The following is a 26,396-nucleotide window of genomic DNA, read 5'->3' on the forward strand; positions in this document are numbered from 1 at the left end:
GGGGCGGATCGTTGTCGATCCCTCCGCCGCGCATCGGGGAATACAACTGGCGTCAGCAGCGTGTCGGTGTTCGACGCGCTAAGCCAGGATGAAATTCGAATCGTGCAGCGTTCCGGTGTAGTTGGTCAGGTGGATCTCGATGTCGTGTGAATCCATCACGCCGTCTCCGTTGACGTCGATCTGAAGGGTCGCATTTCCGCTGGCGTTGTCGACCCGGGCCTCGGATTGCAGGGCGCCCGCGGTTCCGTCGAAAGTTGCCGTCCCGACGAAATGGATCGCCCCGGTGAAGCCGTTCGGACCGGTCATGGTCGTGAACGTGAAGGTGTCGCTGCTGGCATCGAAATTGACCACGGTGTCGCCATTGCCGACCTGCGAGTCGCCGACGGCGTTGAAGTTGAAGTTCACGGGCGACGACCCGACCGTGATCATGTCGGCGCCGGCGCCGCCGGTCACCGTGGTGGCAGCCGCACCGGTGCCGATGGTGATGAAGTCGTTGCCTGCGCTGCCATTGACGGTCTCAGTATTGACGACCGTAAGGTTATTGGCGGCCGACTGGAAGTTGATGGTGTCGTTTCCACCGCCCATGTCGAACACGGTTCCGAACGCCTGCTGCGTCACCGTCAGCGTGTCGTCCGAAGCCGTTCCGTTCAGCTGCGCGATGCCAAACAGGTTGTCGAGCGAGTTGACGCCGGCGGCCAGATTCAGCGTGTTGACCCCATCGCCAAGATTTACGGTCAGTCCGCTGACGTCGTTGAGCAGGGTCACCGTGTCGTCGCTCGGGTTGATCCCGCCGGTGAAATCGCTCCCGTTGAGGTTCTCGACGTTGACGAGGCTCAGCGAATTGGTGCCGTTGGCGAGATTGAGCGTGTCGTTGCCGGCGCCAAGATCGACCGCGAGGCCCGAGACATCATTGTGTAGAGTGAAGTAGTTGTCCAGGCTGCTGCCGTTGAGGTGCTGCGTATTGAGCAGCGTCATGCTTTCGAACTGAGAGCCGATGTTGAGCGTGTTGTTGCCGGCGCCGAGATCGACGGTCGGATTGTTGTCGGGCGTCCAGATCGTATCGGTCACCGTTAGCACGTCGTCGGACGACGTCCCGTTGACGTGCTGGACGTTGGAGATGTCGACCAGCGAGTTGGCGCCTGCGGCGAGGTTCAGCGTGTTGCTGCCATTGGCGAGATTGACCGAGACGCCGGTGACGTCGTTCAGCAGCGTCAGTGTATCATCGGAGCTTCCGGTAAAATCGCTGCCATTGACGTTCTCGACGTTGTGAACAACGATCGAGTTGACGCCGTTGGCGAGGCCGACGAAGTCGTTGCCGGTGCCGCCATCGATCGACAATCCATTGGCATTGTTGGCGAGGCCGATGAAGTCGTCACCGCTGCTGCCGACGACATTCTCGACATTGACAAGCGTGAGGGTGACGCCTGCGGCCAGCGCGACGGTGTCGTTGCCGGCGCCCAAATCGATCGGATGGCCAAAGGCGCTGCCGCCGACCATAAGGTAGTCGTCGCCCGTCGTTCCATGGACTGCGTTGCCGTTGGGTCCGAGGCCCATGGTTGAGATGTCGATCGGGCTGGCCGCGGTTCCAGAGGCGAGCAGCGTCGTGACGTCGCTGAATTGCAGCACCTCGACATTGGTGAGGACGTCGGTGCCATCCCGCGTGGGGGTGGAATCGGCGACCTGGATCTGCCCACCGGCGAGAGTCGTGATGGTGTAGGCCGAGGAGGGACCGGTGTAGATCGCCATGTCGGTGCCGGCGCCGCCGTCGATCGTGTCGTTACCGGCCTGGCCGGTGATCTGGTCGTTACCGCCGCCGGCACTGATTGTGTCGTCACCGGCACCGCCAAAAAACAATTCATTCCCGGCGCCGCCGGTCAAGGTATCGTTGAAGTTCGACCCCTGGACGGAATTGACACCGCCGATGATGGTGTCGGTCCCGACATTGGCGACATCGCCGCCCGCCGTGCCGTGTGCAGTTCCGAGCGACAGGTCGACCGTTACTGCGGCCGCCGCCTGCGAGTAGGCGATGCGGGTGTTGCCGTTGCCAGTGATCGTGTCGTTACCGCCAAGGCCTTCAAACAGGTTGAAGGTGCCGCTGTTGAAGGTGCCGCTGTCGGTGAAGCCGGTCGCGTCGTAGGTGTCGGCGAACTGGCTGCCGGTCGCGCTGTTGACGCCGGAGAAGGTGTCATGACCAACCGACGCGTCGCCGTCGGCGGTACCGGCGGCCATGTGGATGGTCACGCCTCCGGTGGCGCTGGAGTAGATCATCCTGGTGTTGCCGTTGCCGACCACCGTGTCGTTGCCGCCGAGACCTTCGAACTGGTTGAAGGCGCCGTTGCTACCGATATTGAGCGCGGTCCCGGTGCCGAACGTGCTTGCGTTGTATGAGTCGTTGAAATTGGTCCCCTGGATTCCTTCGATCGAACGCAGTGTGTCGGATCCGATCGACGCATCTCCCGTGGCGGTGCCGGCGCCCATGTTCACGGTCACGGCGCCAGTCGTGAAGTATATGTTGTTGTAGCTCGAGATATCGAAGCCGCTGCCGCCGTCGATGAAGTCGTTGCCGGCAAGACCGGTGAAGGTCTCGGCGCTGGTCGTGTTGCCGCTGCCGACGATGGTATCGTCGAACATCGATCCCATGATCGCGTTGACGCCGGTGAAGGTGTCGTGACCGACCGACGCATCGCCGCTGGCCGTTCCGTTCGCGATGTTGACCGTCACTGCCGCGGTTGCGTTGGTGAAGCTCAGTCGTGTGTTGCCATTGCCGGTGATGCTGTCGTCGCCGCCATTGCCGGTGAACTCGTTGAAGGTGCCGTTCGAGCCCGCATTGGTGCTGGCGCCGTTGAAGCCGGTCGCGACATAGGTGTCCGCGAAATTGGTGCCGCGAACGGCCTCCACCGAGCGTAGCGTATCCGATCCGATCGTGCTGTCGCCGACGACCGTACCGTTCGCCATGTTCACGGTGATGCCGGTGGTGGTTGCGGGATCGTTGTTGTAGTCGGCCCGGTCGAAGCCACCGCGACCGTTGATGAAATCGTTTCCGGCGCGGCCGTCGAACACCTCGACGGTTCCGGACGGATTGATGCTGCCGAGCAAGGTGTCGTCGAACGCCGAGCCGAAAACGTTCGAGAAGCTTCCGACGAGGGTATCGGTGCCGACCGATGCATCGCCGGTCGCGGTGTGGGCCTGGAGGTCGACCGTCACCGCCGCCGTAGCGCTGACATAGGAGATCCGCGTCAGCAGCGCGCCCTGGCTGTTGACCAAGCCGATGATGGTATCGTTGCCGCCGCGTCCTTCGAACTCGTTCAGACCGTCCGGAGCGCCCGGCACGCCGCTGGACCCGGTAAATCCGGTCGGATCGTAAGTATCGGCAAAGTCGGTACCGACGATGCCTTCGACCGAGATGAGCGTGTCGGTTCCGACGCCGGCTGCCGACCCGTTGACCGTCCCGGAAGCAAGATTGAAGGTCAGCCCGACGGTTGCATCGGAATATATGGCGCGGTCGAACCCGACGCCGCCGTCGAGCGTGTCGTTGCCGCCCAGGCCCTGCAGCCGGTCGTTGCCGGCGAGCCCTTGGATGGTGTCGTCGCCGGACGTGCCGACAAGCGTATCCGGACCGGCCGTGCCGACGACAAGAGCGCCGGAGTTGACGGTGATCGTGATCGTCTTGTCGAAGGTCAGCCCGCCGGAATCCGTGTCGCGCACGATCACCTGCTGGGGACCTGCGGAGAGCGCGCCGGCAACCACCAGGCTGCTCCCGCTGACGGCGAACTGGCCGCCAGCATTGTCGACCAGCGAGAACGTTGCGGTATCGCCGGCGTCCGGGTCGACCGCCGACAGGGTCCCGACGACGGTGCCATTGGCCGTGCCCTGGGGAATGGTAGCGTTGGACAACGAAATGTCGGTTGGCGCCTCGTTGACGTTGGTGGTCGCGATGGTGAACGTCGTGTCGTGGGACAGTCCGCCTGAATCGGTGGCGCGGATCGTGACCTGGTGAGAGGCCGCCTGTTCGAAATCGAGGGGGGCGGTGGTGACGAGATTGCCATTCGAGATCGCGAACAGGCCGCCGGCATTGTCCGTGAGCGTGAAGGTGGCGCTGTCGCCCGCATCCGGATCGACCGCCGACAGGGCTCCGACGACGGTGCCCGCCGCGCTGTTCTCCGCAACCGAGGCGTTGGACAGCAGTACGGCGGTCGGCGCTTCGTTGACGTTGATGGTCGCGATGGTGAACGTCTTGTCGTACGACAATCCACCCGCGTCGGTGGCGCGAACCGTGACCTGGTGGGAAGCCGCCTGCTCGAAATCGAGCGGAGCGGTAGTGACCAGATTGCCGTTCGAGATTGCGAACAGACCGCCGGAATTGTCGGTGAGCGTGAAGGTGGCGCTGTCGCCTGCGTCCGGATCGATCGCGCCGAGCGTGCCGACGACGGTGCCAGCAGCCGCGTTCTCCAGGACAGAGGCGTTCGACAGGGTGACGTCGGTCGGTGCCTCGTTCACATTGGTGACGCCGATCTGAAGCGTCTTGCTGAAGGTCGCTCCTGCGGTATCGGCGACCTGCACGACGACCTGATAGGAGGCGGCCTGCTCGAAGTCGAGAGGAGCCGTGGTGACGAGGGCGCCGTTGGCGATGGCGAACAGGCCGCCGGCATCATTCGTCAGCGTGAAGGTGGCGCCGTCGCCAGCGTCGGGGTCCGTGTCGGACAGCGTCCCGACAACGGTGCCGGCCGGGCTGTTCTCGGCGACGGTCGCGTTGGAGATCGCGATGTCGGTCGGCGCGTGGTTCGGCGCGATCACCGCGAAGTTGGCATCGCTCAAGGTGCCGGCGAGACCGTTCATGACAATGACGATGTCGTTGGCGTCGATCGTGCCGTTGCCGTCGACGTCGATCTGGAGTTGGGTCTGGCCGCCCACATTGGCGAGGATGGCCTCGGTATGCGGCGTCGCGGGCGAGCCGTCGAGCACGCCCGATGCCATGAAGTGCACGGAGCCGGCGAGACCTGCGACGCCGTCCAGCAGGATCTGATCCTGCGTAGCATCGAAATTGTTGATCGTATCCTCGCCGGTCGCCATCGAGGATTCGGATGCGTCGGTGTAGCGGAAGACGTCGGTCGCGGCGCTTGCCGTGATGAAGTCATTGCCGCCGCCGCCGGTCACCGTCGTGGTGCCCAATGTGTTGGCGATGGTGATGAAGTCGGTCTGGTTGCTGCCGTTGACGTGCTCGACATTGATGACGGTGACGCCGCCGTTGAACCCGGTGAGGTTCAGCGTGTCGTTGCCGGCGCCCAGATCGATGGTGTCGCCGCCGGCGTCGTTGAGCATGGTCAACGCGTCGTCGGACGCGGTGCCGTTGATATGCTGGACGTTGTAGGCGGTGATCGAATTGGTTCCCGCCGCAAGGTCCAGCGTGTTGTTGCCCTGCTGCAGGTTGACGGTCAGCCCGGAGACGTCGTTCAGCAGCGTGAGCGTGTCGTCGGAGACGGCACTGCCGCCAGCAAAGTCGCCGGTTCCGACATTCTGCACGCCGGTCAGCGCGAGGCTGTTGCTTCCAGCCGCGATCTGCAGGCCGGAATTGCCCCCGCCGAAGTCGATGGCGAGGCCGCTCTGGTCGTTGGTCAGGGTGTAGTAGGAATTAGCTGAGGTGACGACGAAATGTTCGACATTTTGGAGGGCGAAGGTCCCAAACTGCGAACCTATGGTCAGCGTGTCGTTGCCGCTGCCCAGATCTATCGAGAGGTCGTTGTTCGGCGAGTAAGGGCTGTTAACGATCGAGAGCGCATCATCGGATGCCGTGCCGTTGATGGCGTCGACATTGAAGATGCTGGTGAAGGCGTTGGCCCCTGCGGCAAGGTTCAGCGTGTTGAAGCCGTTGTTGAGGTTGACCGACAGGCCGCTCACGTCGTTCAGCAGCGTCAGCGTGTCGTCGGAGGCGGCGCTGCCGCCGACATAGTCGCCGGTGTTGACGTTCTGCAGGCCGGTCAGCGCGAGGCTGTTGCTTCCAGCCGCGATTTGCAGGCCTGAATTGCCGCCGCCGAAGTCGACGGCGAGGCCGCTCTGGTCGTTGGTCAGGGTGTAGAAGGCATCGACGGCGGTGATGGCCAGATGTTCGACGTTATGAAGCGCGAAGTTTCCAAACTGCGAGGCGACCGTCAGCGTGTCGTTTCCGGCGCCGAGGTCGATCGAGACGTCGTTGTTCGGCGAGTAAAGGCTGTTGGCGACCGAGAGCGTATCGTCCGAGCCGGTGCCGTTGATGGCATCGACATTGAAGATGTTGGTAAAGGCGTTGGCGCCCGCCGCGAGGTTCAGCGTGTTGACGCCGTTGGCAAGGTTGACAGACAGGCCGCTCACATCATTGAGCAGCGTCAGCGTGTCGTTGGAGACGTTGCCGGCTGCGAAGTCGCTCCCGGTCAAGATCTCGACATTGGTCACGCTGACGGAGTTCGCGCCGTTGGCGAGATTGACGCTGTCGTTGCCGCCGCCCATGTCGATGGTCAGGCCGTTGATGTTGGAGGCAAAGCCGACGAAATCGTTGCCTGCAGTGCCGACCAGGTGCTCGACATTGGCGAGGTTGAGGTTGTAGCCGCCGGTGATGCCGAGGATCACGGTATCGTTTGCGCCGGCGCCGAGGTCGATGAGGTGACCCGAGAGGCCCTGGTTGATCTTGACGTAATCGTCGGCAGATCCGGTCGCCGTCGTGAACGGGTTGGCCTGGGCGGTGAAGAACAGCCTGGGGTCGGACAGGTCGACCGGGTTCGCTGCGCTTCCCGAGGTGATCAGGACGGTGCCGTTGGTGAATTGCACTGCTTCGACGTTGGTCAGCGTATCCGTGCCGTCACGTCCGGCGACGTTGTCGGTCACGGTCGCGTGGCTGGCTCCATCGGTCGTAATCGAATACTGAGCCTTGGTTCCGGAGTAGATGGCGATGTCGCCGCCGGCGCCGCCGTTGATCTGGTCGTTGCCGCCATTGCCGATGAACACGTCGCTGCCGGCGCTGCCGATCAGCGTGTCGCCGAAGGCCGAGCCGGTCACGCTGAAGACGCCGGTGAAACTGTCGGTTCCGATCGCCGCGACGTCGCCTGCCGCCGTGCCATGGGCGGTCCCGAGCGACAGGTCCACCGTGACGGCAGCAGCCGCATTGGCGTAGATCAGGCGGGTATTGCCGTTGCCGGTGATGACGTCGTCGCCGCCGAGGCCCTCGAACTGGTTGAAGGTGCCGTTGTTGCCGACGTTGAGGGCGCCGGCCGCGCCGTATCCGGTCGCATCGTAGGTGTCGGCGTTCACCGTGCCCTGGATGCCTTCGATCGAGCGCAGCGTATCGGTGCCAACAGAGGAATCGCCGGTGACGATGCCCGCCGCCATGTTGACGGTGATGCTGCCGGTCGCCAGATAGATGTTGTTGTAGCTGGCGATATCGAAGCCGCCGCGGCCGTCGATATAATCGTTGCCGCCATTGCCGGTGAAGGTTTCGGCCACGGCCGTGTTGTTGCTGCCGTAGATGACATCGTCGAACATCGACCCTTGCACGGCATTGACACCGCTGAAGGTGTCGGTGCCGACGGACGCATCGCCGGTGGCAGTGCCCGTGCCCGGCGTCGCGCCGGTCTGCAGGTCGACCGTCACGCCTGATGTGGCGTTGTTGAAGCTGATGCGGGTGTTGCCGTTGCCGATGATGGTGTCGTTGCCGCCACCGCCGGTAAACTCGTTGAAGGTTCCGAACGAACCGGCGTTGATGCTGCTGCCGGAAAATCCCGTTGCATCGTAGGTGTCGGCGAAATTGGTGCCGCGCACCGCCTCGACCGACACCAGGGTGTCGGTGCCGACGGATGCGTCGCCGGTCACGGTGCCGGCGGCGAGGTGAACGGTGATACCGGAAGTCGTGGTCGGATCCTGGTTGTAGTCGACGCGGTCGAAGCCGCCACGGCCGTCGATCGTGTCGTTGCCGGCAAAGCCTGCGAACACCTCGACGGTGCCGAAGCCGTTATTGCTGCCGCGCAGGATGTCGTCGTGGCTCGAGCCCCAGACCGACTGTATGCCGCCGAGGAAGGTGTCGTGTCCGACAGACGCGTCGCCGTCGGCAGTGCCGGCCGCGAGATCCACGGTCACGCCGGCGGTCGCGCTCACATAGGACACGCGCGTCAGGAAGGCGCCTTGCGTATTGACGGTGCCGATGATGGTATCGTTGCCGGCGCCGCCCTCGAATTCGTTGTAGCCGATCGGGGAGCCCGGGATGCCGGAAACGCCGGTGAATCCTGTCGCGTCGTAGGTGTCGTCGAATGCGCTGCCGACGATGGCTTCGACGTTGACGAGCGTGTCGTTGTCGACGCCCGCCCCGGAGGCGGTGCCGGCCGCCATGTTGAAGGTGACGCCGCCGGTTGCATCGGTGTAGAGCGCACGATCGAAACCGGCGCCGCCATCGATATGGTCGTTGCCGGCGTTGCCGGCGATGCGGTCATTGCCGGCTCCGCCGAACAGCAGGTCGGCCCCGTCGCCGCCCGAGATCTGATCGTTGCCTTCGAGGCCGTCGATGGTGTCGATTGCTGCCGTGCCGGTCAGGACGTCGTTGCCCGACGTGCCGAGGATGGGGCCGGTCGGGCTGGCGACGACCGCCTCCTTGACTTGGGTCGACAGATCGGTGACGTAGGTCTGGGTCACCACGGAGGTCTGATTGGAGTCCGTGAAGTCGGTGATCGACGCGAGCGAGGTCGCCGCGTCGCCCTGGGCGACCTGTGCCGCCTGCGCGATGGTGGTGACGTTCTGAGCATCCTGGATGCTGGTGTTAGCCGCCTGCACGACGGCCGTCACCGTTGCGATCGCATCGGCGCTGACTTTGGAATCCGTGGCGATGGCGGTGACGGTATCGCCCGAGGCGAGGTCGATAGTGCCGGCCGTTGAAATCGTCTTGGCGATGGCGTCGACAACGGCCGTCGATGATGCGCCCACCGCCGCCATCTGGACGACGGTGCTCTGGACCTGGACACCGGCGGCGAGCACCGCGGTGGCCTCTGCATTGCCGCCTACGGCGGCGGGTACCGGGTCAAAGGTGGTGATGTCGACCTTGGTCGGATCGATGCCGAATGCGCTGGCGATTTGAGTGGCCGCGTCCGCCGCCGAGATGACGACGTTGTTCGCCGCAGCTGCGGCGACGACGGAGGCGATGAGCGTTGTCAGCGGCGTGACGACGGTCGAGCCTTCCGGTGCCGTGAGCGTGCCCGTGAAGGCGAGGCCGGTGGAGATGTCGGTTCCGCCCGACATGATCAGGGCGCCGTGAGGGTCGTGCAGGGTGAAGCTGCCGTCGGCATTGGTCGTGGCGGACGCCTCGCCCGCATCGTAGATGCCGTTGCCATTGGCGTCGGCGAACACGAACGCGCCGGCGACGTAGCCGTCGACCGCGCGGGCGCTGGCATCGCTCAGGGCCGCCGCGACGTTGACCGTCATCGTGGTCGAGGTGAAGGCCTGCTGACCGTTTTCGATCGAGGCGACCGAGACGTTGAGCAGCAGCGTGTCCTGATGGGCGTCGGCGCCGGGAATCAGTGCAAGCGTGGAGAGCGTGGCAGCGTCGGATGGCACTTCCCAATGGCCGTCGCCGTCGAAATAGGTGCCGTGGTTGAGCGTATAGCCTGATGGAATGCCGGTGATGACGATCGGCCCCAGCGTGCCGCTGTCGTCGACCAGATGGGCCGCGATGGAGAGCGGAATCGCGGCGTCGTCGGTGCCCGACGCGGTTGCGACCTGGAGGGCAGGGGCGTCCTGGCTGCCGTGGATGGTGAACGTAACAGGCTTTTGCGTCCCGTCGATCGAGGAGACGGTGAAGGTCTCGTTCCGGACTTCGCCTGCAGCGAGGCTCTGCACCGCAGCGTTGTCGACGCTGTAGGTGTAATGGCCGTCGGCAGAGATCGTCAGCTGGCCGAGATTACCCGGGGCGGACACCACATTGGTGGAGAAGCCGGACTGATCATGATCGGCATCGATCACCGTCATCTGGCCCGACACCGACAATGTCGGCGTCGTCGCGTCCTCGGTGACGTCATACGCCGGCGGATCGCCAATGACGGCCGGATCGTTGATGCCGTGAACGTCGAACGAGATCACCTTGGCGGTGCCGTCGGACGAGTGGACGGTGAAAGTGTCGACGTGGGTGTCGCCAAGGGCGAGCGATTGGGTCGCTGCGTTGGCGACCGAATAGGTGTAGGTGCCATCGGCCGCGAGCGTCAGGGTGCCGAGATTGCCGGCGCCCGTGATGGTGCCGGGCTGGAACGAGGACTGGTTCTGGTCCGGATCGACCACCGACAGCTGGCCTGACGCGACGAGGTCGCCGGAAGGCTGAACGGCGGTGTCTTCCGTGACGTCGTGGTTGACCGGATCGCCGATCGCGGCGCCATCGTTCACGCCATAGATCGTAAACGAGACGACCTTCGATGTGCCGTCGACCGATGTGACGGTGAAGGTGTCGACCTTGGTGTCGCTGGCGCCGAGATACTGCACGGCGCTATCGGCGACCGAATAGGTATAGCTGCCGTCGCTCTGCAGCGAGAGCGTACCGAGATTGCCGGCGCCCGCCGCAACATTGGTCTGGAACGCGGCCTGGCCGGCGTCGGGATCGCTGATCGAAATGGTGCCGGATGCCGTCAGCGTGGCGCCGCCGACGTCCTCGGTCACGCTGGCGTTGGTGGGATCCCCGATCGTTGCCGGGGTGTTCGCCGGCGCACCGCCGTGAATGGTGAAGGAGACCTGTTTGCTGGTGCCGTCGAGCGAGGTCACCGTGAATGTGTCGACCTTCGAATTGCCGCTGCCGAGCTGCGCCGCCACGCTTTCGGCGACAGAGTAGGTGTAGCTGCCGTCGGATGCGAGCGTCAGGTGTCCCGAATTTCCGGCCGCCGAAACCACCGCCGTCTTGAACGCCGCCTCGCCCTGGTCGGCGTCCGAGATCGAGATCGACCCGGTGGCGGTCAGTGTGGTCGTGCTCGGATCGGAGTAGACGTCGTGCACCGTGGGAGTGCCGATGACGGCTGCGTCGTTGACGCCGTGGATGGTGAAGGTCACCTGCTTCTGGGTGCCGTCGAAGGCGGTCACCGTGAAGGTCTCGGTCTTGGTCTGCCCGGCGCCGAGATACTGCACCTTGGAATCGTCAACCGAATAGGTGTAGGCGCCGTTGGTCGCGATCGAGAGCGTGCCGAGAGTACCCGCTGCCGCCGTCACGGTGGTCTTGAACGTGGATTGGTTCTGGTCGACGTCGGAGATCGAAATGGTGCCGGAGGCGGTCAGTGTGGTCGGATTGGCATCCTCGGTCACGTCGTGCACGGTCGGCGTGCCGATCACGGCGGCGTCGTTGACGCCGTGGATGGTGAAGGAGACTTGCTTGGTGGTGCCGTCGAGCGCCGTCAGGGTGAAGGTATCGACCTTGGTGTCTCCGGCGCCGAGATACTGCACGGCGCTGTCGAGGACGGCGTAGATGTAGGCGCCGTTGCTGCCGATGATCAGCGCGCCGAGATTGCCGCTGCCGGCCAGCAACGCCGGCTGGAATGCAGCCTGACCCTGGTCGGCGTCGGTGATCGAGACGGTGCCGATCGCATAGAGGATCGGCTTGGTGGCGTCCTCGGTGACATCGTGCACGGTCGGCGTGCCGATCACGGCGGCGTCGTTGACGCCGTGGATGGTGAACGACACCTTCTTGGTGGTGCCGTCGAGCGAGGTGACCGTGAAGGTGTCGACCTTGGTCTCGCCCGCGCCGAGATACTGCACGGCGCTGTCGGCCACGGAGTAGGTGTAGGTGCCGTTGGCGGCAAGGACGAGGTTGCCGAGCGTGCCTGGGGCCGCCGTGACCGTCGTCTTGAATGCGGCCTGGCCCTGATCCGCATCCGAGATCGAGATCGACCCTGATACCGACAGGGTGGGCTGGCTGGCATCTTCGTAGACGTCGTGCTGGGTCGGCGTTCCGATCACGGCAGCATCGTTGGTGCCGTGGATGGTGAAGGAGATCTGCTTCGTGGTGCCGTCGAGCGCGGTCACCGTGAAGACGTCCGTCTTGACCTGGTCCGCCCCGAGATACTGCACGGCGCTGTCGGCGACCGAATAGGTGTAGCTGCCGTTGCTCTGCAGGACCAGATTGCCGAGGTTGCCTGCCGCGGAGATCACGGCCGTCTTGAACGCGGCTTGCCCCTGGTCGGCATCCGAAATCGAGATCGTGCCGGTCGCCTTGAGGGTGGGGCTGGTGGCATCTTCGGTCACGTCTGCCACGGTGGGTGAGCCGATGACGGCGGCGTCGTTAACGCCGTAGATGGTGAACGACACCTGCTTCTGGGTGCCGTCGAGCGAGGTGACCGTGAAGGTGTCGACCCTGGTGTCGCCCGCGCCGAGGTACTGCACCTTGCTGTCGGCGACCGAATAGACGTAGGCGCCGTTGGCCGCGATGGTGAGGGTGCCGAGATCGCCCGCGGCGGCGATGACCGTGGTCCTGAAGGCCGCCTGTCCCGGATTGGCATCCGAAATCGAAATCAAACCCGCCGCAACCAGCGTCTGCGGATTGCTATCCTCGGTCACCGTCGAATTGGCGGGTGTACCGATGATCGCGGCTGAATTTGACATAGCTGTGCCCCCTCCCCAAAATTCATTGGTTAGCTGTCGAAACGCGATTGGCATTGTCAGTGTCGGCGCGAAAATGTTGCGCCAGTCGGATGCGAATAAAATCCTTCTCTAAAATTAGGCGGAATGTTTCCGAGAACGCGAAGTGCGTCAAGTAGGAAACAAAGATTAGGGAAAACTACGGACTCAAGCTTAACGGGATCGCGCACCGTCCCGTCGCGGTTGCATCGGGCGAGCCTGAGTTTTGCCCTTGTTTTGCAGGCAGAAGCGGCGTGCGAGAGCAGATCATATTAATGTAAAGTTGAATTCGCATCGCAAAACAGCTTTAGTTGGCGGGACTGGCGCGCCAAGGAAGAGGCGGCATGAGCTGGCGCATCGCTTCGTTCAAAAGTGAACACATCGGCGCGCCGGGGCGGGCCATCCGAACCCTGTCCGTGAAGCCGAGAGCACCAACCAACAGGAGCCGAGCGGCAAAACGGGGTTATCGCAAATTCGTTAGTTACAAACGATCGTGCCGCCGTACCCGCCAGTGTTGATGCAATTGCGATGGCGGCACGCTTCTCGGGCTGCGTCCCATGCCGCGTCCTCGGCAGCATCAGCCTGTCTTCGGGCACCTTCGAACTGAGCACGGCAATTGACGTAGGCGTCCGTGCCCTTTTTCGCACCATAGGACAAGCACTGCTGGTCGTCCTTGGCGTCGTTGGCTGCCACGCGCGATCGCGCGTCGCCAAGCCCGTTCCCGTGCGTACGACAAGCGAGTTGGCCGTTGGCTCTCCAACGCTCGTAGCACCGGCAAATTGACTAGCTTGCGTCAGCCACCCACGTAGGCTTACTCGCGCCCTTCTTCATGATCCCTATGAAATAGAAGACGCTCTCGCTTGTCAGCTTGTCGTGGTCGCCGTGCGTGAAAACGATCTCGACGCCCGCGTCCTCGATCATCTCTCGAAATGTATCGACGGTGGAGCCCCGATTGTTCTCCTGAAGAACGATCACGCCATCGTCGGCCAGGTGGGGCTGTATGGTGCCGAAGAACTCCCGGTGGATGGCCCAGTCAGGGTCGTGCGCGCGAATGTCGCCCTGATATTGATCGATGAAGTGGGGCGGGTTGCTGACCACCAGGTTCCAGCGCTCGGCTTCCGGGATGCCCCGTAGATTGTTGGATTCATAGACCGAGACTCGATCCTCCAAATGGTTCAGTCGGACGGTGTTTCGGCAGCTCGCGACCGCGGCGGGGTTAATGTCGGCCAGGCACAAGGTTTCGCAAAGACCGTGTCCCAACATCGAGAAGCCGATAAATGCCGGTCCAGCACACCACTCAAAGAGGCGGGCCTGTTTTGGCATCCGGCGAGAACGCAGAAATGGAATGAAGTCCTGGCCGAACTCGATGCCGCCTCCATCGAGCTCGCTCTTGTATTCGACTGTAATCCCGCCGAGGACGACACGCTTGGCCGGCCTCAACCGGCGCAATGCGGGCCGAACGAAGCCATGCTCGAGCTGATGCAGGATCCTCATGACTTCGCCGTTTCATTTGATTGCTGTACCTCACGGCAATGTTGCCGCCCGCAACCACGGCTTGTCAAACCGGCTCGTAACGCTTGGTTTTGCGACCTCAGCGGAGTCTGATCTTCGGGGTGGGGCAGGATCAGCACGACATCGACGAGCTCATCCGCATGGAGCGCAGCTGCCGCGATCTGGCAAGGCGGCTTGCCTCTGCTTGGTGCAACCGACGCCAAGCACGTCCAGCAGCGGCCCCGGCCACATCCATCAAGAGCCCCCACCGGCCGGGGCCGACCCCTACGTCGAATCGTTAGCAACCATTCGCTTTCCAGCATCGCCGGCCAACGCTCTGCCCGTAGGCGTCGGTGGCTGAGAAACCAAACAAGAAGGCCGTCCATGCGGGCGGCCTTTCATTCCGAGGACTATATCGTCAGCGTTGGAGCGGCGGCCTTTCGCTGCCTTAGCCAGGCGGAAGGTAACCGCCCTTCGGCAGCTGCTTCACCATTTCAAGATTCTTATCGATCGCCGCAAATAGCTTATCGAACGTACCCGCAGGAACAGTGAGGTTCGGAGAACCTCCCGAAACCGCTTCCAGCTCGGCGGCTGACAGTTCACGAGCGCTTATCGTCTTCATCTGCGTTCTCCCTGTTCTGTGTATGGCTTGATTGCCATCGGATGCAGGATGTACGCGCTCCCAGCGATGGTCGCTGTGACGCGCGTCACGTTGCCACCGTGTTCCGATATCCAGCGCAGACTGCACAAGGGCGGGGACCGTCAAAGACTGATGACGCACCGCCGGCGCGGTTGAAGCGCTGAACGATTTGGCCCGCCGGTTCACGCTGGCGGGCCTCAGGGCCCCCAGGTTTAGTACAACCCTAGATTCCTGGTCGCGCCCCGAGGAGCATGCCAAGCTGAACGTATATTCCGCGTTTCGGAAGGGGAAGCCGATGCGCCTTTTATTGCCCTATCTCGGAATTGGTTTGTGTGCGTCGCTGGCCGCCTGGTTGTCCATGTTGTTACTTTACTAGTGGGCCCTTGCCTGAACGCAGGAACGCGGGGCAATTCTGCTGCGTTACACATCGCTCGCCGTGACAGCGGCGTGGCCCGAAAGACCACTGGCCAATAGGTTGCGACGCCCATGGCCAGCGGGTCTGAGGGCCCGCTAAAATTCCAGCGGAGGCTAGCCGAGCTTGCCGCATCTAAGTGCCGGCAGCTTGCGTCCCTTCGTCGCGCACCATCCGTTTCACAAAGGTGCCGTTTTCATGCAGATCAAGCCAGCCCTTGTCGACAGCTTATCGAACGCCAGCTCCGAACTCGGCGCCCGTCGCCTTGCAGGGGCCTTCGACAGGAATGGTTCGTTGATCTTCTGAGGCGGCCTCAGAAAAGACTCATCGCCAAACCAGCGAGAAAGATCACGAAGCCAACCGCTGCGATGCCAAGGCAAACGCGCGCGTGGAATGAGTAGGTCTCGACTTGGGGGTCGTGGATCATGACGTCTACTTCGGCGCCTGTAGCCCGGACGATTGCGCCCAATCATCCAAATGGGTAGCTACTTCAGCTTGCCGCGCCTTCTTAATCATGGCGTCTCTCTCTGGCCCAGGGCTGCGGGCCAGGTTCGCGAGCCTCGATAGCCTTGCGCAGATCATCGGCCACTGAGAGGAGAGCTTCTCTTTCGATTGCCCAAGTCGAGACCGACGCGGACTCGCGGCACACGCGCTCCAGCCTGCGGAATTCTTTCAACTCCCGGTTCAACGGCAGTTCCCCAGCCTGAGGCGACCCGTCCAAATATCAGTATCAACCTACCCGATTGCCTAGTTTTCCCGCATTAACAAATATCAACCGCCGCGCGCAACGTCGCTTAAGTGCGAGTTCCGGTTTTGGAACTATCCGGCCTCCACCTATCGATCACGCCGTGCATAATTCGCGCGAACATCGTTGCCCAATCCAGCGCTTGCTGTCGGATCATCTGCTCCGGCCGCAGCCGACGCGACGGCAGGTCGTCGAAATAGAAATAGACGCTCCGGCGACCGTCAGCGAAGCGCACCTCGAAGCTGCCGGTGTCCGGCACGGCTTCGTGCTTGATGAGGCGGACGGTCATGCCGGCATCGAAGCACGGCGCCGGCGAGAGTCAAATTGTCGATTACTGTGGCTCGGACCACGTGCGAGCTACCGCGCGTTGTAGATGTGGAAAAGTCGTCGTCGACGACTATTCGTCGTCCTCTCCTGCAAGGAAGCGATCAGTGGCCCGATCAACTTCAGCCCGGTCGGCGGAGGACGCACCTGCAGCTACTTCTGGAGCAGAAGCCCCTTCGCTCGTGCCATACGTCTCACTGAGCCGGCATGGCGGCCTAACTCGGCCGCGATCTTCGCTACGCCAGCCCCCCTCCGGGCCAGTCTAACCAATGCTTTGACTTCCGAGTCGGTCCACTCTTTCGGCTTCGGTGCCTTCATCGTGCAGCAATCCGCGTTCAACTGAAACACAAAGCAGTCAATCGGGATTCGTAACTTCGGGAACTTGGGAAATTTACGGGTGGTCAGCGGCTGATAGACGCCGATGCAGCCAGCCTGATTGCGCCTCTTGCTCTTTCCGTTCGGGGCCAAGCCGATCAGTGCCGGTTCGCTCGCGCCATCCAGGTTAATGGCGGCCGGAGCTTTGCGGCCGAAGCCCAGCTAGGCTATTGCTCATCGGCTGGCCATCGCCGCTGCTTAGGGGCAGGGCAATTTCAAGTGACTGGCAGGAGCCGCTGGTGATTGTGCGGACGCTGGCGGCTCCACGACGGGAGGCAAAGCTTTCAGTGCGGCCTTTGATCCAGTGATTTGAGCAGCGCGTGCAGAAAGGCACTGGCATGATCATAATTCGAATTGCCGTCTGCCACTGCGTGAGCGCGTAGCCCCAGTTCGTGCCCTAAGGTTTCAGAGCCAATCGCATCGGCGCGGTCTGCCCAGTAATCGAGGAGGTCATCAGAGATGCTTTGGCTCGATATGAACAGGTGCAACAACCGAGCTGCACCATCGTGGTTCTCGCTGTGCTCCGCTGCGAATGCATACAGCGCGAACAAGCCTCGGAAATGATCACGGGATACCGATCGCCGGGACATGAGGTATTCTCCGCCCTGAAAATTAAATGCTCAGCAAATCAGGTTAACACTACAGCATTCGAGCGCCGGGAAAAAGTGGCATGCGCGGGCCCTCGGGGCTTGGTGGTGGGCGCGTGCTGACCACAACATCACGCAAGCCAATCAGCGGGCCAAGGCAAGGCCGTCACTTTGGTGAGGCAAGCGCCCTTGATGATGCGCGTCACGCGGAGGTGACTTTAACGGATTAGAATGACGCCATGGCTTAGGTGGGCTGGGGCCGCCCATTCGACGACCCGATCAAGCTCGATGACGGCAGGATGCTGCGTACCTTGCGCGACGCGGGCGCGTACATCGCTGCGCTCCCTGAGCCGTGCACGATCAGCCGGCATGGCAAGCAGCACTGGAGGCGCTGCTGCTGGTGGTCGAGCGCGGTGGGCCAGTTCATGCTCGACGAAATCGGGATCAGGCGGGCGATCAATGCCGGCAGGCCAGCGCCGGGGCCGAGAAGGAAACAGGCGAGAGTATAACCGAGTGGTCAGGTGAGGGCTGCTACTCAGGTGCTACACGAGTTATGTAGCAATCGAGGAGCAGATCGGATTTTACGGATATCTAGTTGTATTTTCTAGTGTATTTGGTGAGCGCGCTGGGGCTCGAACCCAGGACCCCGTGATTAAAAGTCCTGTTTCCCCGAATTTGGTGGCTACCCACGCCGCTCATGTCTTGCTTCATCGCCTGTGTTTTAAGGCTTTTCGTTTCAACGGCACATGATTACTGTGGCTCCAGTGGACGCCGAAAGACAAGATTTCGCTACCCAGGCGCTACCCACGGAAGGCGGGGACCATGAAGTTTACCAAGGACAGCCTGAACAAGCTGAAGGCAGAGCGCGAGAAGGCGGGCAATCCCGAGCGCGTTTATTGGGATGATGAGACGCCGGGCTTCGGCCTGCGCTTCCGTGCCGGCTCGACCTCCGGCTCGTTCATCGCCCATTTCCGCATTGGCGATAAGCAGCGCAAGATGACCATCGACAAGCAGGGCAAGATTTCGGTCGATGACGCCCGCGAGCGCGCGCGCGAATACTTCCAGCAGGCCAAAAAGAATATCGATCCGGCCGTCCAGCTCCGGAAGGACAAGAAGCGGGCCTCCAAGGCCCTTGAGCCGCTGATCCAGCCGTTCCTCGATTACCTTGAGCACGACCGGAAGCGCTCGCCGTCCTACGTCGGTGAGAACAAGCGCTCGCTGGAGCGCTATTTCGCCGCCCTGCACACCTTCGCCCCCGACGACATCGACCGGGAAATGGTCTCGACCGAATTGCGCAACATCAAGACCGGCCACGGCCCCATCGCGATGAACCGCAGCCGGGCGCACCTGTCGAAGTTCTTCAACTGGATGATTGCCGAGGGCGCGGCCAGCCACAATCCGGTCACCGGCACCAACAAGACGGACGAGCACGAGCGCGACCGCGTCCTGACCTTCGCCGAGCTGGCAAACATCTGGAACGCCTGCGACGGCGGCGAGCAGTCGGACAAGATCATCCGCCTGTTGATGCTAACCGCGATGCGCCGCGACCAGATCACCAAGCTGCGCTGGAGCGAGGTCAATTTCGAGGAGGAGCGCATCGAGCTGCCCGCCAAGCAGGGCCGCACCAAGAACAAGGAAAAGTTCCTGATGCCGTTGTCGAAGCCGGCGTTGGCGATCCTGAAGACGATGAAGGCGCGCGAGAACATCCCGTTCGTGTTCGGCGAGGGCGAGAAGGGCTTCTCTGGCCATAGCAACGCCAAGGAGCGCGTGGACGCGATCATGAAAGAGCGCGGCACCACGGTGCCAAATTGGACCTATCACGACTTCCGCACCGCCTTCCAGACGCATGCGCAGGACGCGCTGAAGGTGCCGTTCCACGTCGCCGATCTGCTGTTGAGCCACAAGGGCAGCGCGGTGCGCAAGGGTGCCGCGAAGCACTACAATTTTGCGCAGTATCTCGACGAGAAGGTCGATGCGATGAGCAAGTGGGGCCGCTTCATCGAGAGCCTGTCGAAGTCGCCGAAGCCCGACTTGCGGCTCGTCGCCTAGACCGGCTCTTGCCGGTATCACTCCCGAGCGCGCCGGCATCAGTCGAGCGTGCTCTTATTTTGCTTGCGACCCATTCATCGACTTCGGCGGCGACCCAGCCGACGCGCCATTCCGAGATCAGCACGCGCCGGGGAAACTTCCCATTCGCCTCCAACCGATCCAGTTGGCGGCGGCTCAGAAGGACGCCGTGGTCCTTCAACTCATCGAACGTCAACAACAACGCCATGTTCATGATGCCGGGTTAAGCGATCAGCCAGATGTTTGTCCGGCGAAGTCTGGCCTCGCGTAGACTTATAGCGCCGGGTTTGTGCGCGTGAAGACGTGCGGAAAAATGTGATCGTAAAAAACAGGATTTGATGATCGCGTGCATCGCGCAGCATTTTTGTTGTTGACGCCGCAAAAGTCCGCCTTAGCTTGATGGTTGTCGTCCCGCAGGGCGACCGGATCTGAACCGCGCCCCGCAAGGTCAGGCGGCCAGCTCTCGCAACGAACGCGGATCATACGCGCTGGACTGTAGCGCCATCGATGATGCCGCAGGAAAAGGCCCTTCAGGGCCTCCGCGTTGTGATGGAGCTGTGCGATGGACATCAAGAAACTCACCGAGCAGGAACTACGGCGGCGCATTTTGGCGCTGCTGAACGAGAGCAGCGGCGTGATCGACTACGCCGACGTGCGCGCCAAGCTCAAAATCCGATCCCGAACGCTGCTCAACTACCACGCCGACCGGCTGGAGGAGGCCGGGCTCGTTCGCGTCGAGCGGAAATTCTGCGGGCGTATGCCCGTCACGACGCTGCGGCTCGCGCGACCGGATGCGCGGCGCGGCACCAACCCCGAGCCTGAGGAGGTGCATGTATGAAAAGACCCCCGCCGAAGGCATCGGCGAGGGCCTCGATCACAGAGCAACTTTATCCCGACAACAGAGCAAGCTTAACTGATCGAGCCGCTCCCGCCAACAAGGAAACGCACAATAGCGATGCCGTGGACACTTTGCGCGCTGGCATCCATCTCGCCGCGCTGTGGCGCGGGCCGAGGGACAGGTCGCGAGCAATTCAATTCACGTTGCGTGAGTTCAACGGCGTCGAGTTCCTCGACATCCGGCAATTCGTCTCGTCGTCGGGCTTTATGATCCCGACCCGAAGGGGCGTGACAATCAGCGTGCAACAACTCGGCCGTTTTGCCGAGGCGGCCGGTACGGCGTACCGCAAGGCGGTCGCAATGGGCCTCGTTACTGCGAGGTCGTCATGAGCGCGCGCAGGCGTAACCAGATCGACGGCCAGTTCAACGCGCGGCTCATCGAGATGATGGAGAGCCCGGCCTATCGCGTGCTTAGTGTCTCGGCTCATCGCGTGCTTGACCGGATCTGTATCGAGCTTGCGCGTCACGGCGGCAACGACAACGGCAAGCTGCCCGTGACCTATGACGACTTCCTGCAATACGGCCTCCATCGCCACGCCATTGCGCCCGCGATCCGCGAGCTGTGCGCGCTTGGCTTCCTGAAGATCACGAAGCAAGGCCACGCGGGCGCGGGCGAGTTCCGCTGCCCGAACCTGTTCTTGGTGCCGTGGCTTCACTGCAAGAGCACGCCGCAGGTGACCAACGACTGGCGGCGGATCAAAACGCTTGAGGAAGCCACGTTGATCGCCCAGGCCGCGCGCAAGGCCAGCGAGAGGCCGCCACGGCGGCGGCGCAGGCCTCGCCTGAAGACTATTCAGACCATCCAATGAGGCCCGCTGACCGATGCCGCAAGCATTGCTTGGGCGTTGCTACAAGCATTGCTCAAAAGCAGTTTTCCAGTGCCGGAAACCATCACCGGTACCAGTGCCGGAAACCATCACCGGAGACGCGATTTCCCAGTGCCGGAAACCGTCACTACATGCCCAGTGCCGGAAACCATCACTACTATCTATATCTCGGATGTGTTGCTCTAGCCGAGCGCAGCGAGGTCTTGACCTTCAAGCAAACCCGCGAGCGCAAGCGAGCACATCCTCTCCCGAGCACGATGCGAGCGCGTAATGGTAGCGCTCCAGCGCGAACGTCACGCGCGTGATGGTATTATGCCGCCTATCGATTGACTTCCGTTGCATTTGTAACTTCGGCTCCGGTATCTCGTTCTGGGTAGCCCCAGCGCAATAACGCCCGCTTCAGGATTTGATCCCATGCGGCTTTCGGCCTCAGGTCTGCACTTAGGTTTTTACGCAGTGACGTTTGTCCCATAAAGTTGCTTCGAGGAAGACGTACCGGCTGGCGACAAGTTGCCATAGTGATTGCTCAAGGCCGACCTGACGCAATTCTTGATCGATAAACGTACGGTGAGGGTGCGTATCATGACCTTCTGGACTTACCGAGATATTCCTTATTCGCTGGAACGAGTGGCTGGCAGCAGCACAGATTGGAGATGGACGGTAAACGGTGGCGAGGGGGTTTACTTCGCCGGGGTCTCATCATCCAAGGAGACGGCTCTCGAGCGCGCGTTTCAAACGATTGATTTGTTGCCGGGAATGCCAAGCCTTGAAGAGCCTCGCTGGTATCGCGTCGATTGGCCATTGCCGACCCACGGCGCAATCAGCCTGAGCAACAGTTTTCGGACGTAAAGCGGACACCCGCGACGATCTTTGCGGTGAGCGTCAGCAGGCGTATCATCGCGCGCCATGTCTGGTCCGCTGAAGAACGCGCGCCGTGAACGCTTCTGCCAAGAGATCACCTCCGGCGCGAGCGCAGCCGAAGCCTATCGCCGCGCTTATGGCAGCAACGGCGACACCGCCAAGGTGAACGGGTCGAGGCTGCTAACCTTTGCTGACGTGAACGGGCGTTTAAGCGAGCTTCGGGCGCCTGTGGCGCGTCAAGCGCGCGTCACGGTCCAGTCGCTGCTCGATGAGCTGCGCCTCACCATCGAGGCCGCGCGCAAGGCCGAGCAGCATGGCGTGGTGGTCTCCAGCCTCACCCTGGCAGCAAAATTGACAGGGCTTCTCACCGAACGATTGGAGGTTTCGGCGCGCGGGCCGTTACAGCATCTCACGACCGAGGCCGAAGTTCTTGAGGATTTGGTCACGCAACACGGCGGCGATGCTGCGGGGATCGCCCGAGAGCTGCGCGAGCTGGCGGATCGGGTCGAGCGCTACCGCAAGCCGATCCTGATCGAGGTGACGCCGAACATCTGGAAATGGCCGCGTACATGAATAGTAATCACATGGTCCGACGCCAAACCCGCGTTGATCGGACTCCGCTTTTCCCTCTATGCGCCTCAGCGCGCGCGTTCTGGGTAGCGCCGGGGTAGCAAAAGCGCGTGTTTGGGATCTCCGCGCTGTCCTCGCGCATGATCGCCGCAGTATCTCGCGAGCTGGCGCGCGCCCCTCGACCTCGAGATCGCCGAGGAGGGGCCCAAGCCCACCCGGCCCGCCTTCCATCGGGGTGCGGTCGATTTGGTTTCGGAGATCCCTGCCGTTCCTTTGCCGCCGCGACGAGCGGCTCGATGATCGGCTATATCAGCAGTGCCTATGCCGACTTAACCGACGCGCCGCGCTGGTGCCGTTGGGAACAAATCGTAAAATCCTGCGCTTTACGGCAACGTGCATCGGAACAGCAGTTTCGACTCGCAATTGCATGCGCGGAGAGTCATCTTCGCGCGCATCGCCGCCACGGGCGGCAACTCTCGACATCGACATCGGCCACGACGCGCGTTTACGCGCGCGTGATGCTGCGCGAGTTTCAGCAGAGGGAGCATCATGGCGATCACGTCACTCGGCCGCAACGTCCTCTCGATGCAGCTCTGGAAGAGGGACGCAGACAGGGGCGTGGCTTGGCCGCCGGAGAGCTGGGCGTGCATCGATTGCGGCGTGAACACCGCGCCCGGTCTGTTGAACCGGCGGCAGCTACAGCAGGCGTTGGCGCGCGACTGGGCGGATCAAGGCGTCGAGCAGTATCTTGACGAGTTCTCCGAGGTCTACATCGTCAAGAACAGGGTCTGGCGAGCGGCGGGCATGTCGCCGTTCAACGGCTGTCTGTGCATCGGCTGTCTTGAGCGGCGGCTTGGCCGGACTCTCACGCCTGAAGACTTCCCGCTCAAACATGCGCTCAACTGCGGCCCCGGCACCAAGCGGCTGCTGGAGCGGCGCGGGCATAACCAGAAGGAGCAACAGTCATGACCGACTACAAGATCACCGACGTCGTCACCGCGCTTCGCAAGATCACCGCGCGCAACGTGCCATTTGATCCTCGTGAGGTCCAACGCGAGCTTGCAGAAAAGTTCCCCCAGATCAGTCGCGATCAAATTCGGCACGCCGCTCGGAAACTGGCAGACAAATTGTCCGAGGAGTCGCGCGAACTGGAGGCCGAGATAAAGCAGACCGAGGAGTTGATGCGGATTGAGCAGATGATCATGAGGCAGAACGCTATACGCGCCAAGGGAGAGCCGCGATGACGGAGGACGACGAGGAGATCGCCGGCGACGTCGAAATTGGAAACCGCATTATGTGGTTGATCGCGCACATGCCGCTCGATGAACGGCAACACTTCGCCGAACTCTCGGGCCTCACGCTCGAAGAACTCGAAGCGATGATCGCAAATTGGAAGGCCACGCTTTCCTGATCGAGAAGGAGTGCCACCCATGACCGGCTACAAGACCGCCGACATTGTCGAGGCCATCATCAAAATGCAGGGCATCAAGGCCGAGCAGATCGGGGCGCAACTCGGCAAGCAGTTTCCGGGAGCAAGCGACAAACAGATCACGCAGGCGCTCAACCTTGCGGCCTTGGAGCTGCGCGAGATGGCAAGGCGCGATTTTGCGGAGGCGCGCGAGCTGTACGCGATAGTGCGGCGCAGGCACCCGGCGAATGATCGCTAACACCCCCGCCGAGCCGCAGCGCGAGTCACTGGTGAGTCCGCGCCGGTCGGCCGGTCCAAGACACCGGGCCGAGGTCGGACGCATGGGTGGGCTTCCTACGGGCTCGCACGCATCCCGATCTCGGCCGCGACCTCGCGCGGCCGAGCGTTGCTCCGGGGTTTGTCGAGCAGCTCGACTATGTCGGCATCGGATCTGATCGCGGCTTCCAGACAGGCGCGGGCGAGCACGAAGAGATCCCGCGACATGCTCTTGCGCATCGCGTCGGCACCGCGCCTGATCATGTCTTGCGACCACCACACCGGCCGAGGCTTCTCTGGCGCCGCGCGGGGCTTCGTCGCCGTTGGCATCTGCTGGCTGCGGCGGAAATGCAGCCAGATGCTTTGCGGGCAATTGAACGCGCGCCGCTGCGCGTCATCGAGGCCTGCGCGCCATCGTTCGATGGCGGGCAACTCGTCCATCACGCGAAACAGCCAGCCGCGTTCTGCCTTGCTGATCTGATCCAGCCCGCTCTGCGATAGCCACAGGCCCATGGCCGCCGTGTATTTCCGCCCGAACGGCCTGTTGGTACCTGCGAGTTTCAGCGCTTGCGCGCGGCCCTGGACGAGCGCGTGGCCGACCAGAACCCAGTCGTTAAACTGCGTCGAACCACGCCGACAGATGCGGCCCCATGCTTCGCGAGCGGCGGCGATCTGATCATCCATGAGGTGTAAACTCAGCTTACTGTTTTACCGAAACGCAAAGCAGGTATATCATGCCGGGCTCAATTGTTTGAGACCCTGCCGATGAGCGCCGGAGTCGAATACGCCAACCGGCTCCGGAAGCATCGGCAGCGCCGTGAGGTTCTTCGCAGGGGCTGTCACGGCATCGCCCACCGCCGCCGCATGCTTGTGGTGCGGCGGCGGCCTTCTCCAGAAGGAGATGCACGATGCATCGTACGAGAGCTGACGCTGCCATCGAAGCCATCGAACAGGCGCGCGCCGCCTGCGCCAAGGCACAGGCTTCGGGTAATACCGAGCAAATCCTGCGCGCGGACAAGGCGCTGCTGCGCGCGACTGATCGATACCAGGAAATCTCGGGCGGCCGGCCGCCTGATCGGCGCGGCGAGTGAACGTCACTTGTCGGGGACAGTCACCTTCAGTGGGACACGGTCAGCATGTCGAAATTGCCGAGGTTCAGTACCCGAATTGATTGCTGGATGAGCCCACGATATGCGGCCCTCATCGAGGAGATTGCTGCGGCTCGCGAGTTGACGTCGTCCGCGATCATCAGGGAAGCCATTGGCCATTACCTCCGCACGATAGGCGCGCTGCCGGTTTCGCCAAACGGCCAGCACAATCCGGCGGGAGATAATCGCGCGTCGCTTGAATGATAGGAGCACCAACATGGCATTGAGTTACGAGCAGGTCATGGCGCTGCAGGCCGAGCGGATCGAAGCAGCGCACGTTGAAGCGGTGGCGGATATGGAAGCCGGACGTGTGGCCAATGATGCCGACCGGGTGGCTGACGCCGCCGACCGCATCCTCGTCCTGGACGCGACCCGGCAGGCTCTGGCGACGAGGGCCAATCGCTATTTTGCGGATCTACAGCAGCAGCCGAAAGGCAGCCAGTTTGGTTTGTCTCAGGACGAGGTCGAGATCGCTAACGCATCCGGCCTCAGCGAGCAGGAATATGCCGAGAACCGCGACCGCTTGCGCATGATGCGCGCGACCGGCCGGTATCGGGACCAATTCACGCGGTGATGCCATGGTGCTCACTTTCCGCAGCTCGACCCCCGAGACCTTCCAGCTCATCGGCACCGACGCCGATGGGCGCAGGCGCACGGTAACGGCGGTGAAGGACAGCGGCTCGCGATATTGGGACATCACTCTGCGCCATCCCAGCGGCGAGACGTGGCCGGCACGTTATAGCGGCGACGCGGGCATCCTCGACGCCATGGCCGAGCTGCTCAACAGCAAGGACGTGCAATTCAAGCAGGACCGGGGGCGCGGTGACCGGCCGCCGCCGCAGCCGTATGACCACAGCCGCAGTCTGGGCGACGCCGATGGCGTTCCGCCCGTCGTTCCGTTCAAGAGGTATTTCACATGAAGAAGTACAACACATCCTACAAGCCCGACGAAACCAACGGCTCGTCGCGAAACTTGAACTACTGGTCGAAGCGCGCCGAGGGCAACAGTGCCATCGCCCCACATGCAAAGGGCGGTGCGCAGCGTCTGCCCGACACCGGCGGCTGCGTGAAGCTCCACAGCACATCCGCCCCGCCACGCCGTGACAAGGCCGTCGATGGGCGTGTCATCGATGGTGCGCGCCATTCGACGCGCGGCTTCCTCCGGGGCTGAACG

22 protein-coding genes are annotated in these 26,396 nt (G+C 62.6%); 15 read left to right on the forward strand and 7 right to left on the reverse strand.

From position 1 onward, the window contains the following. Positions 1–78 precede the first annotated feature (78 nt). The 5 genes from XH89_RS19195 to XH89_RS19215 all read right to left on the reverse strand — a co-directional run bounded on the left by XH89_RS19195 (position 79) and on the right by XH89_RS19215 (position 17,171). Positions 79–12,579 (reverse strand): VCBS domain-containing protein, encoded by a 12,501-nt coding sequence (locus XH89_RS19195; RefSeq protein WP_194462027.1) that lies wholly within the window; start codon positions 12,577–12,579, stop codon positions 79–81. A gap of 798 nt (positions 12,580–13,377) precedes the next feature. Continuing rightward, positions 13,378–14,088, reverse strand: coding sequence for a methyltransferase (locus XH89_RS19200; protein WP_194462028.1), 711 nt, complete (start codon positions 14,086–14,088; stop codon positions 13,378–13,380). 445 nt (positions 14,089–14,533) lie between these two features. Beyond that, a complete protein-coding gene (locus XH89_RS19205) occupies positions 14,534–14,707 on the reverse strand; it encodes a hypothetical protein (protein WP_194462029.1) in 174 nt (57 codons plus the stop codon). Between the two features lie 1,224 nt (positions 14,708–15,931). After that, on the reverse strand, positions 15,932–16,171 hold the full coding sequence (locus tag XH89_RS19210) for a hypothetical protein (RefSeq protein WP_194462030.1): 240 nt from the start codon (positions 16,169–16,171) through the stop codon (positions 15,932–15,934). A 694-nt stretch (positions 16,172–16,865) separates the two neighbouring features. Then, entirely contained in the window at positions 16,866–17,171 is a 306-nt protein-coding gene (locus XH89_RS19215) for a hypothetical protein (RefSeq protein WP_194462031.1), read from the reverse strand. Positions 17,172–17,990: 819 nt separating this feature from the next. Here XH89_RS19215 and XH89_RS19220 point away from each other — a divergent pair. Then, positions 17,991–19,217 (forward strand): site-specific integrase, encoded by a 1,227-nt coding sequence (locus XH89_RS19220; protein WP_194462032.1) that lies wholly within the window; start codon positions 17,991–17,993, stop codon positions 19,215–19,217. Here XH89_RS19220 and XH89_RS42105 read toward each other — a convergent pair. Then, positions 19,165–19,449: an AlpA family transcriptional regulator gene (locus XH89_RS42105; RefSeq protein ID WP_194462033.1), complete on the reverse strand. Its 285-nt coding sequence runs from the start codon at positions 19,447–19,449 to the stop codon at positions 19,165–19,167. The two genes, XH89_RS19220 and XH89_RS42105, sit on opposite strands and share 53 nt — an antisense overlap. A gap of 348 nt (positions 19,450–19,797) precedes the next feature. Between XH89_RS42105 and XH89_RS19230 the strand changes: the two genes are divergently transcribed. From XH89_RS19230 to XH89_RS19270, 9 genes are all read left to right on the forward strand, one after another. After that, positions 19,798–20,073, forward strand: coding sequence for a transcriptional regulator (locus XH89_RS19230; RefSeq protein WP_194462034.1), 276 nt, complete (start codon positions 19,798–19,800; stop codon positions 20,071–20,073). Then, a complete protein-coding gene (locus XH89_RS19235; protein WP_194462035.1) occupies positions 20,070–20,462 on the forward strand; it encodes a transcriptional coactivator p15/PC4 family protein in 393 nt (130 codons plus the stop codon). The genes XH89_RS19230 and XH89_RS19235 overlap by 4 nt, the downstream gene beginning before the upstream one ends. Next, positions 20,459–20,941 (forward strand): hypothetical protein, encoded by a 483-nt coding sequence (locus XH89_RS19240; RefSeq protein ID WP_194462036.1) that lies wholly within the window; start codon positions 20,459–20,461, stop codon positions 20,939–20,941. Before XH89_RS19235 ends, XH89_RS19240 begins: the two co-directional genes overlap by 4 nt. A 600-nt stretch (positions 20,942–21,541) precedes the next feature. Then, the gene (locus tag XH89_RS19245; RefSeq protein WP_194462037.1) at positions 21,542–21,808 is read left to right on the forward strand and encodes a hypothetical protein; all 267 of its coding nucleotides are present in this window, start codon (positions 21,542–21,544) and stop codon (positions 21,806–21,808) included. 57 nt (positions 21,809–21,865) lie between these two features. Continuing rightward, positions 21,866–22,393 carry a terminase small subunit gene (locus XH89_RS19250; RefSeq protein WP_194462038.1) on the forward strand — a complete coding sequence of 176 codons (528 nt, stop codon included), beginning with the start codon at positions 21,866–21,868 and terminating at the stop codon, positions 22,391–22,393. 546 nt (positions 22,394–22,939) lie between these two features. Further along, positions 22,940–23,359 (forward strand): hypothetical protein, encoded by a 420-nt coding sequence (locus XH89_RS19255; RefSeq protein ID WP_194462039.1) that lies wholly within the window; start codon positions 22,940–22,942, stop codon positions 23,357–23,359. Then, entirely contained in the window at positions 23,356–23,634 is a 279-nt protein-coding gene (locus XH89_RS19260) for a hypothetical protein (protein ID WP_194462040.1), read from the forward strand. Before XH89_RS19255 ends, XH89_RS19260 begins: the two co-directional genes overlap by 4 nt. Next, positions 23,631–23,801 (forward strand): hypothetical protein, encoded by a 171-nt coding sequence (locus XH89_RS19265; RefSeq protein ID WP_194462041.1) that lies wholly within the window; start codon positions 23,631–23,633, stop codon positions 23,799–23,801. Before XH89_RS19260 ends, XH89_RS19265 begins: the two co-directional genes overlap by 4 nt. A 19-nt stretch (positions 23,802–23,820) precedes the next feature. Then, positions 23,821–24,057 (forward strand): hypothetical protein, encoded by a 237-nt coding sequence (locus XH89_RS19270; protein WP_194462042.1) that lies wholly within the window; start codon positions 23,821–23,823, stop codon positions 24,055–24,057. A 95-nt stretch (positions 24,058–24,152) separates the two neighbouring features. Here the strand turns inward: XH89_RS19270 and XH89_RS19275 are convergent, their stop codons facing one another. Continuing rightward, the gene (locus XH89_RS19275; protein ID WP_194462043.1) at positions 24,153–24,758 is read right to left on the reverse strand and encodes a hypothetical protein; all 606 of its coding nucleotides are present in this window, start codon (positions 24,756–24,758) and stop codon (positions 24,153–24,155) included. A 224-nt stretch (positions 24,759–24,982) separates the two neighbouring features. On the opposite strand from XH89_RS19275, the gene XH89_RS19280 reads away from it, so the two are divergent. The 5 genes from XH89_RS19280 to XH89_RS19300 are packed head-to-tail and all read left to right on the forward strand — an operon-like array spanning position 24,983 to position 26,393. Next, a complete protein-coding gene (locus XH89_RS19280; RefSeq protein ID WP_194462044.1) occupies positions 24,983–25,165 on the forward strand; it encodes a hypothetical protein in 183 nt (60 codons plus the stop codon). Between the two features lie 45 nt (positions 25,166–25,210). Beyond that, positions 25,211–25,426 carry a ribbon-helix-helix protein, CopG family gene (locus tag XH89_RS19285; protein ID WP_194462045.1) on the forward strand — a complete coding sequence of 72 codons (216 nt, stop codon included), beginning with the start codon at positions 25,211–25,213 and terminating at the stop codon, positions 25,424–25,426. A 13-nt stretch (positions 25,427–25,439) separates the two neighbouring features. After that, on the forward strand, positions 25,440–25,796 hold the full coding sequence (locus tag XH89_RS19290) for a hypothetical protein (protein WP_194462046.1): 357 nt from the start codon (positions 25,440–25,442) through the stop codon (positions 25,794–25,796). A 4-nt stretch (positions 25,797–25,800) separates the two neighbouring features. Then, positions 25,801–26,142 (forward strand): hypothetical protein, encoded by a 342-nt coding sequence (locus tag XH89_RS19295; RefSeq protein ID WP_194462047.1) that lies wholly within the window; start codon positions 25,801–25,803, stop codon positions 26,140–26,142. Next, the gene (locus XH89_RS19300) at positions 26,139–26,393 is read left to right on the forward strand and encodes a hypothetical protein (RefSeq protein WP_194462048.1); all 255 of its coding nucleotides are present in this window, start codon (positions 26,139–26,141) and stop codon (positions 26,391–26,393) included. The genes XH89_RS19295 and XH89_RS19300 overlap by 4 nt, the downstream gene beginning before the upstream one ends. Positions 26,394–26,396: the final 3 nt, after the last annotated feature.

This window comes from Bradyrhizobium sp. CCBAU 53340 (genome assembly GCF_015291645.1).
In the GTDB taxonomy this organism is placed as follows: Bacteria; Pseudomonadota; Alphaproteobacteria; order Rhizobiales; family Xanthobacteraceae; genus Bradyrhizobium.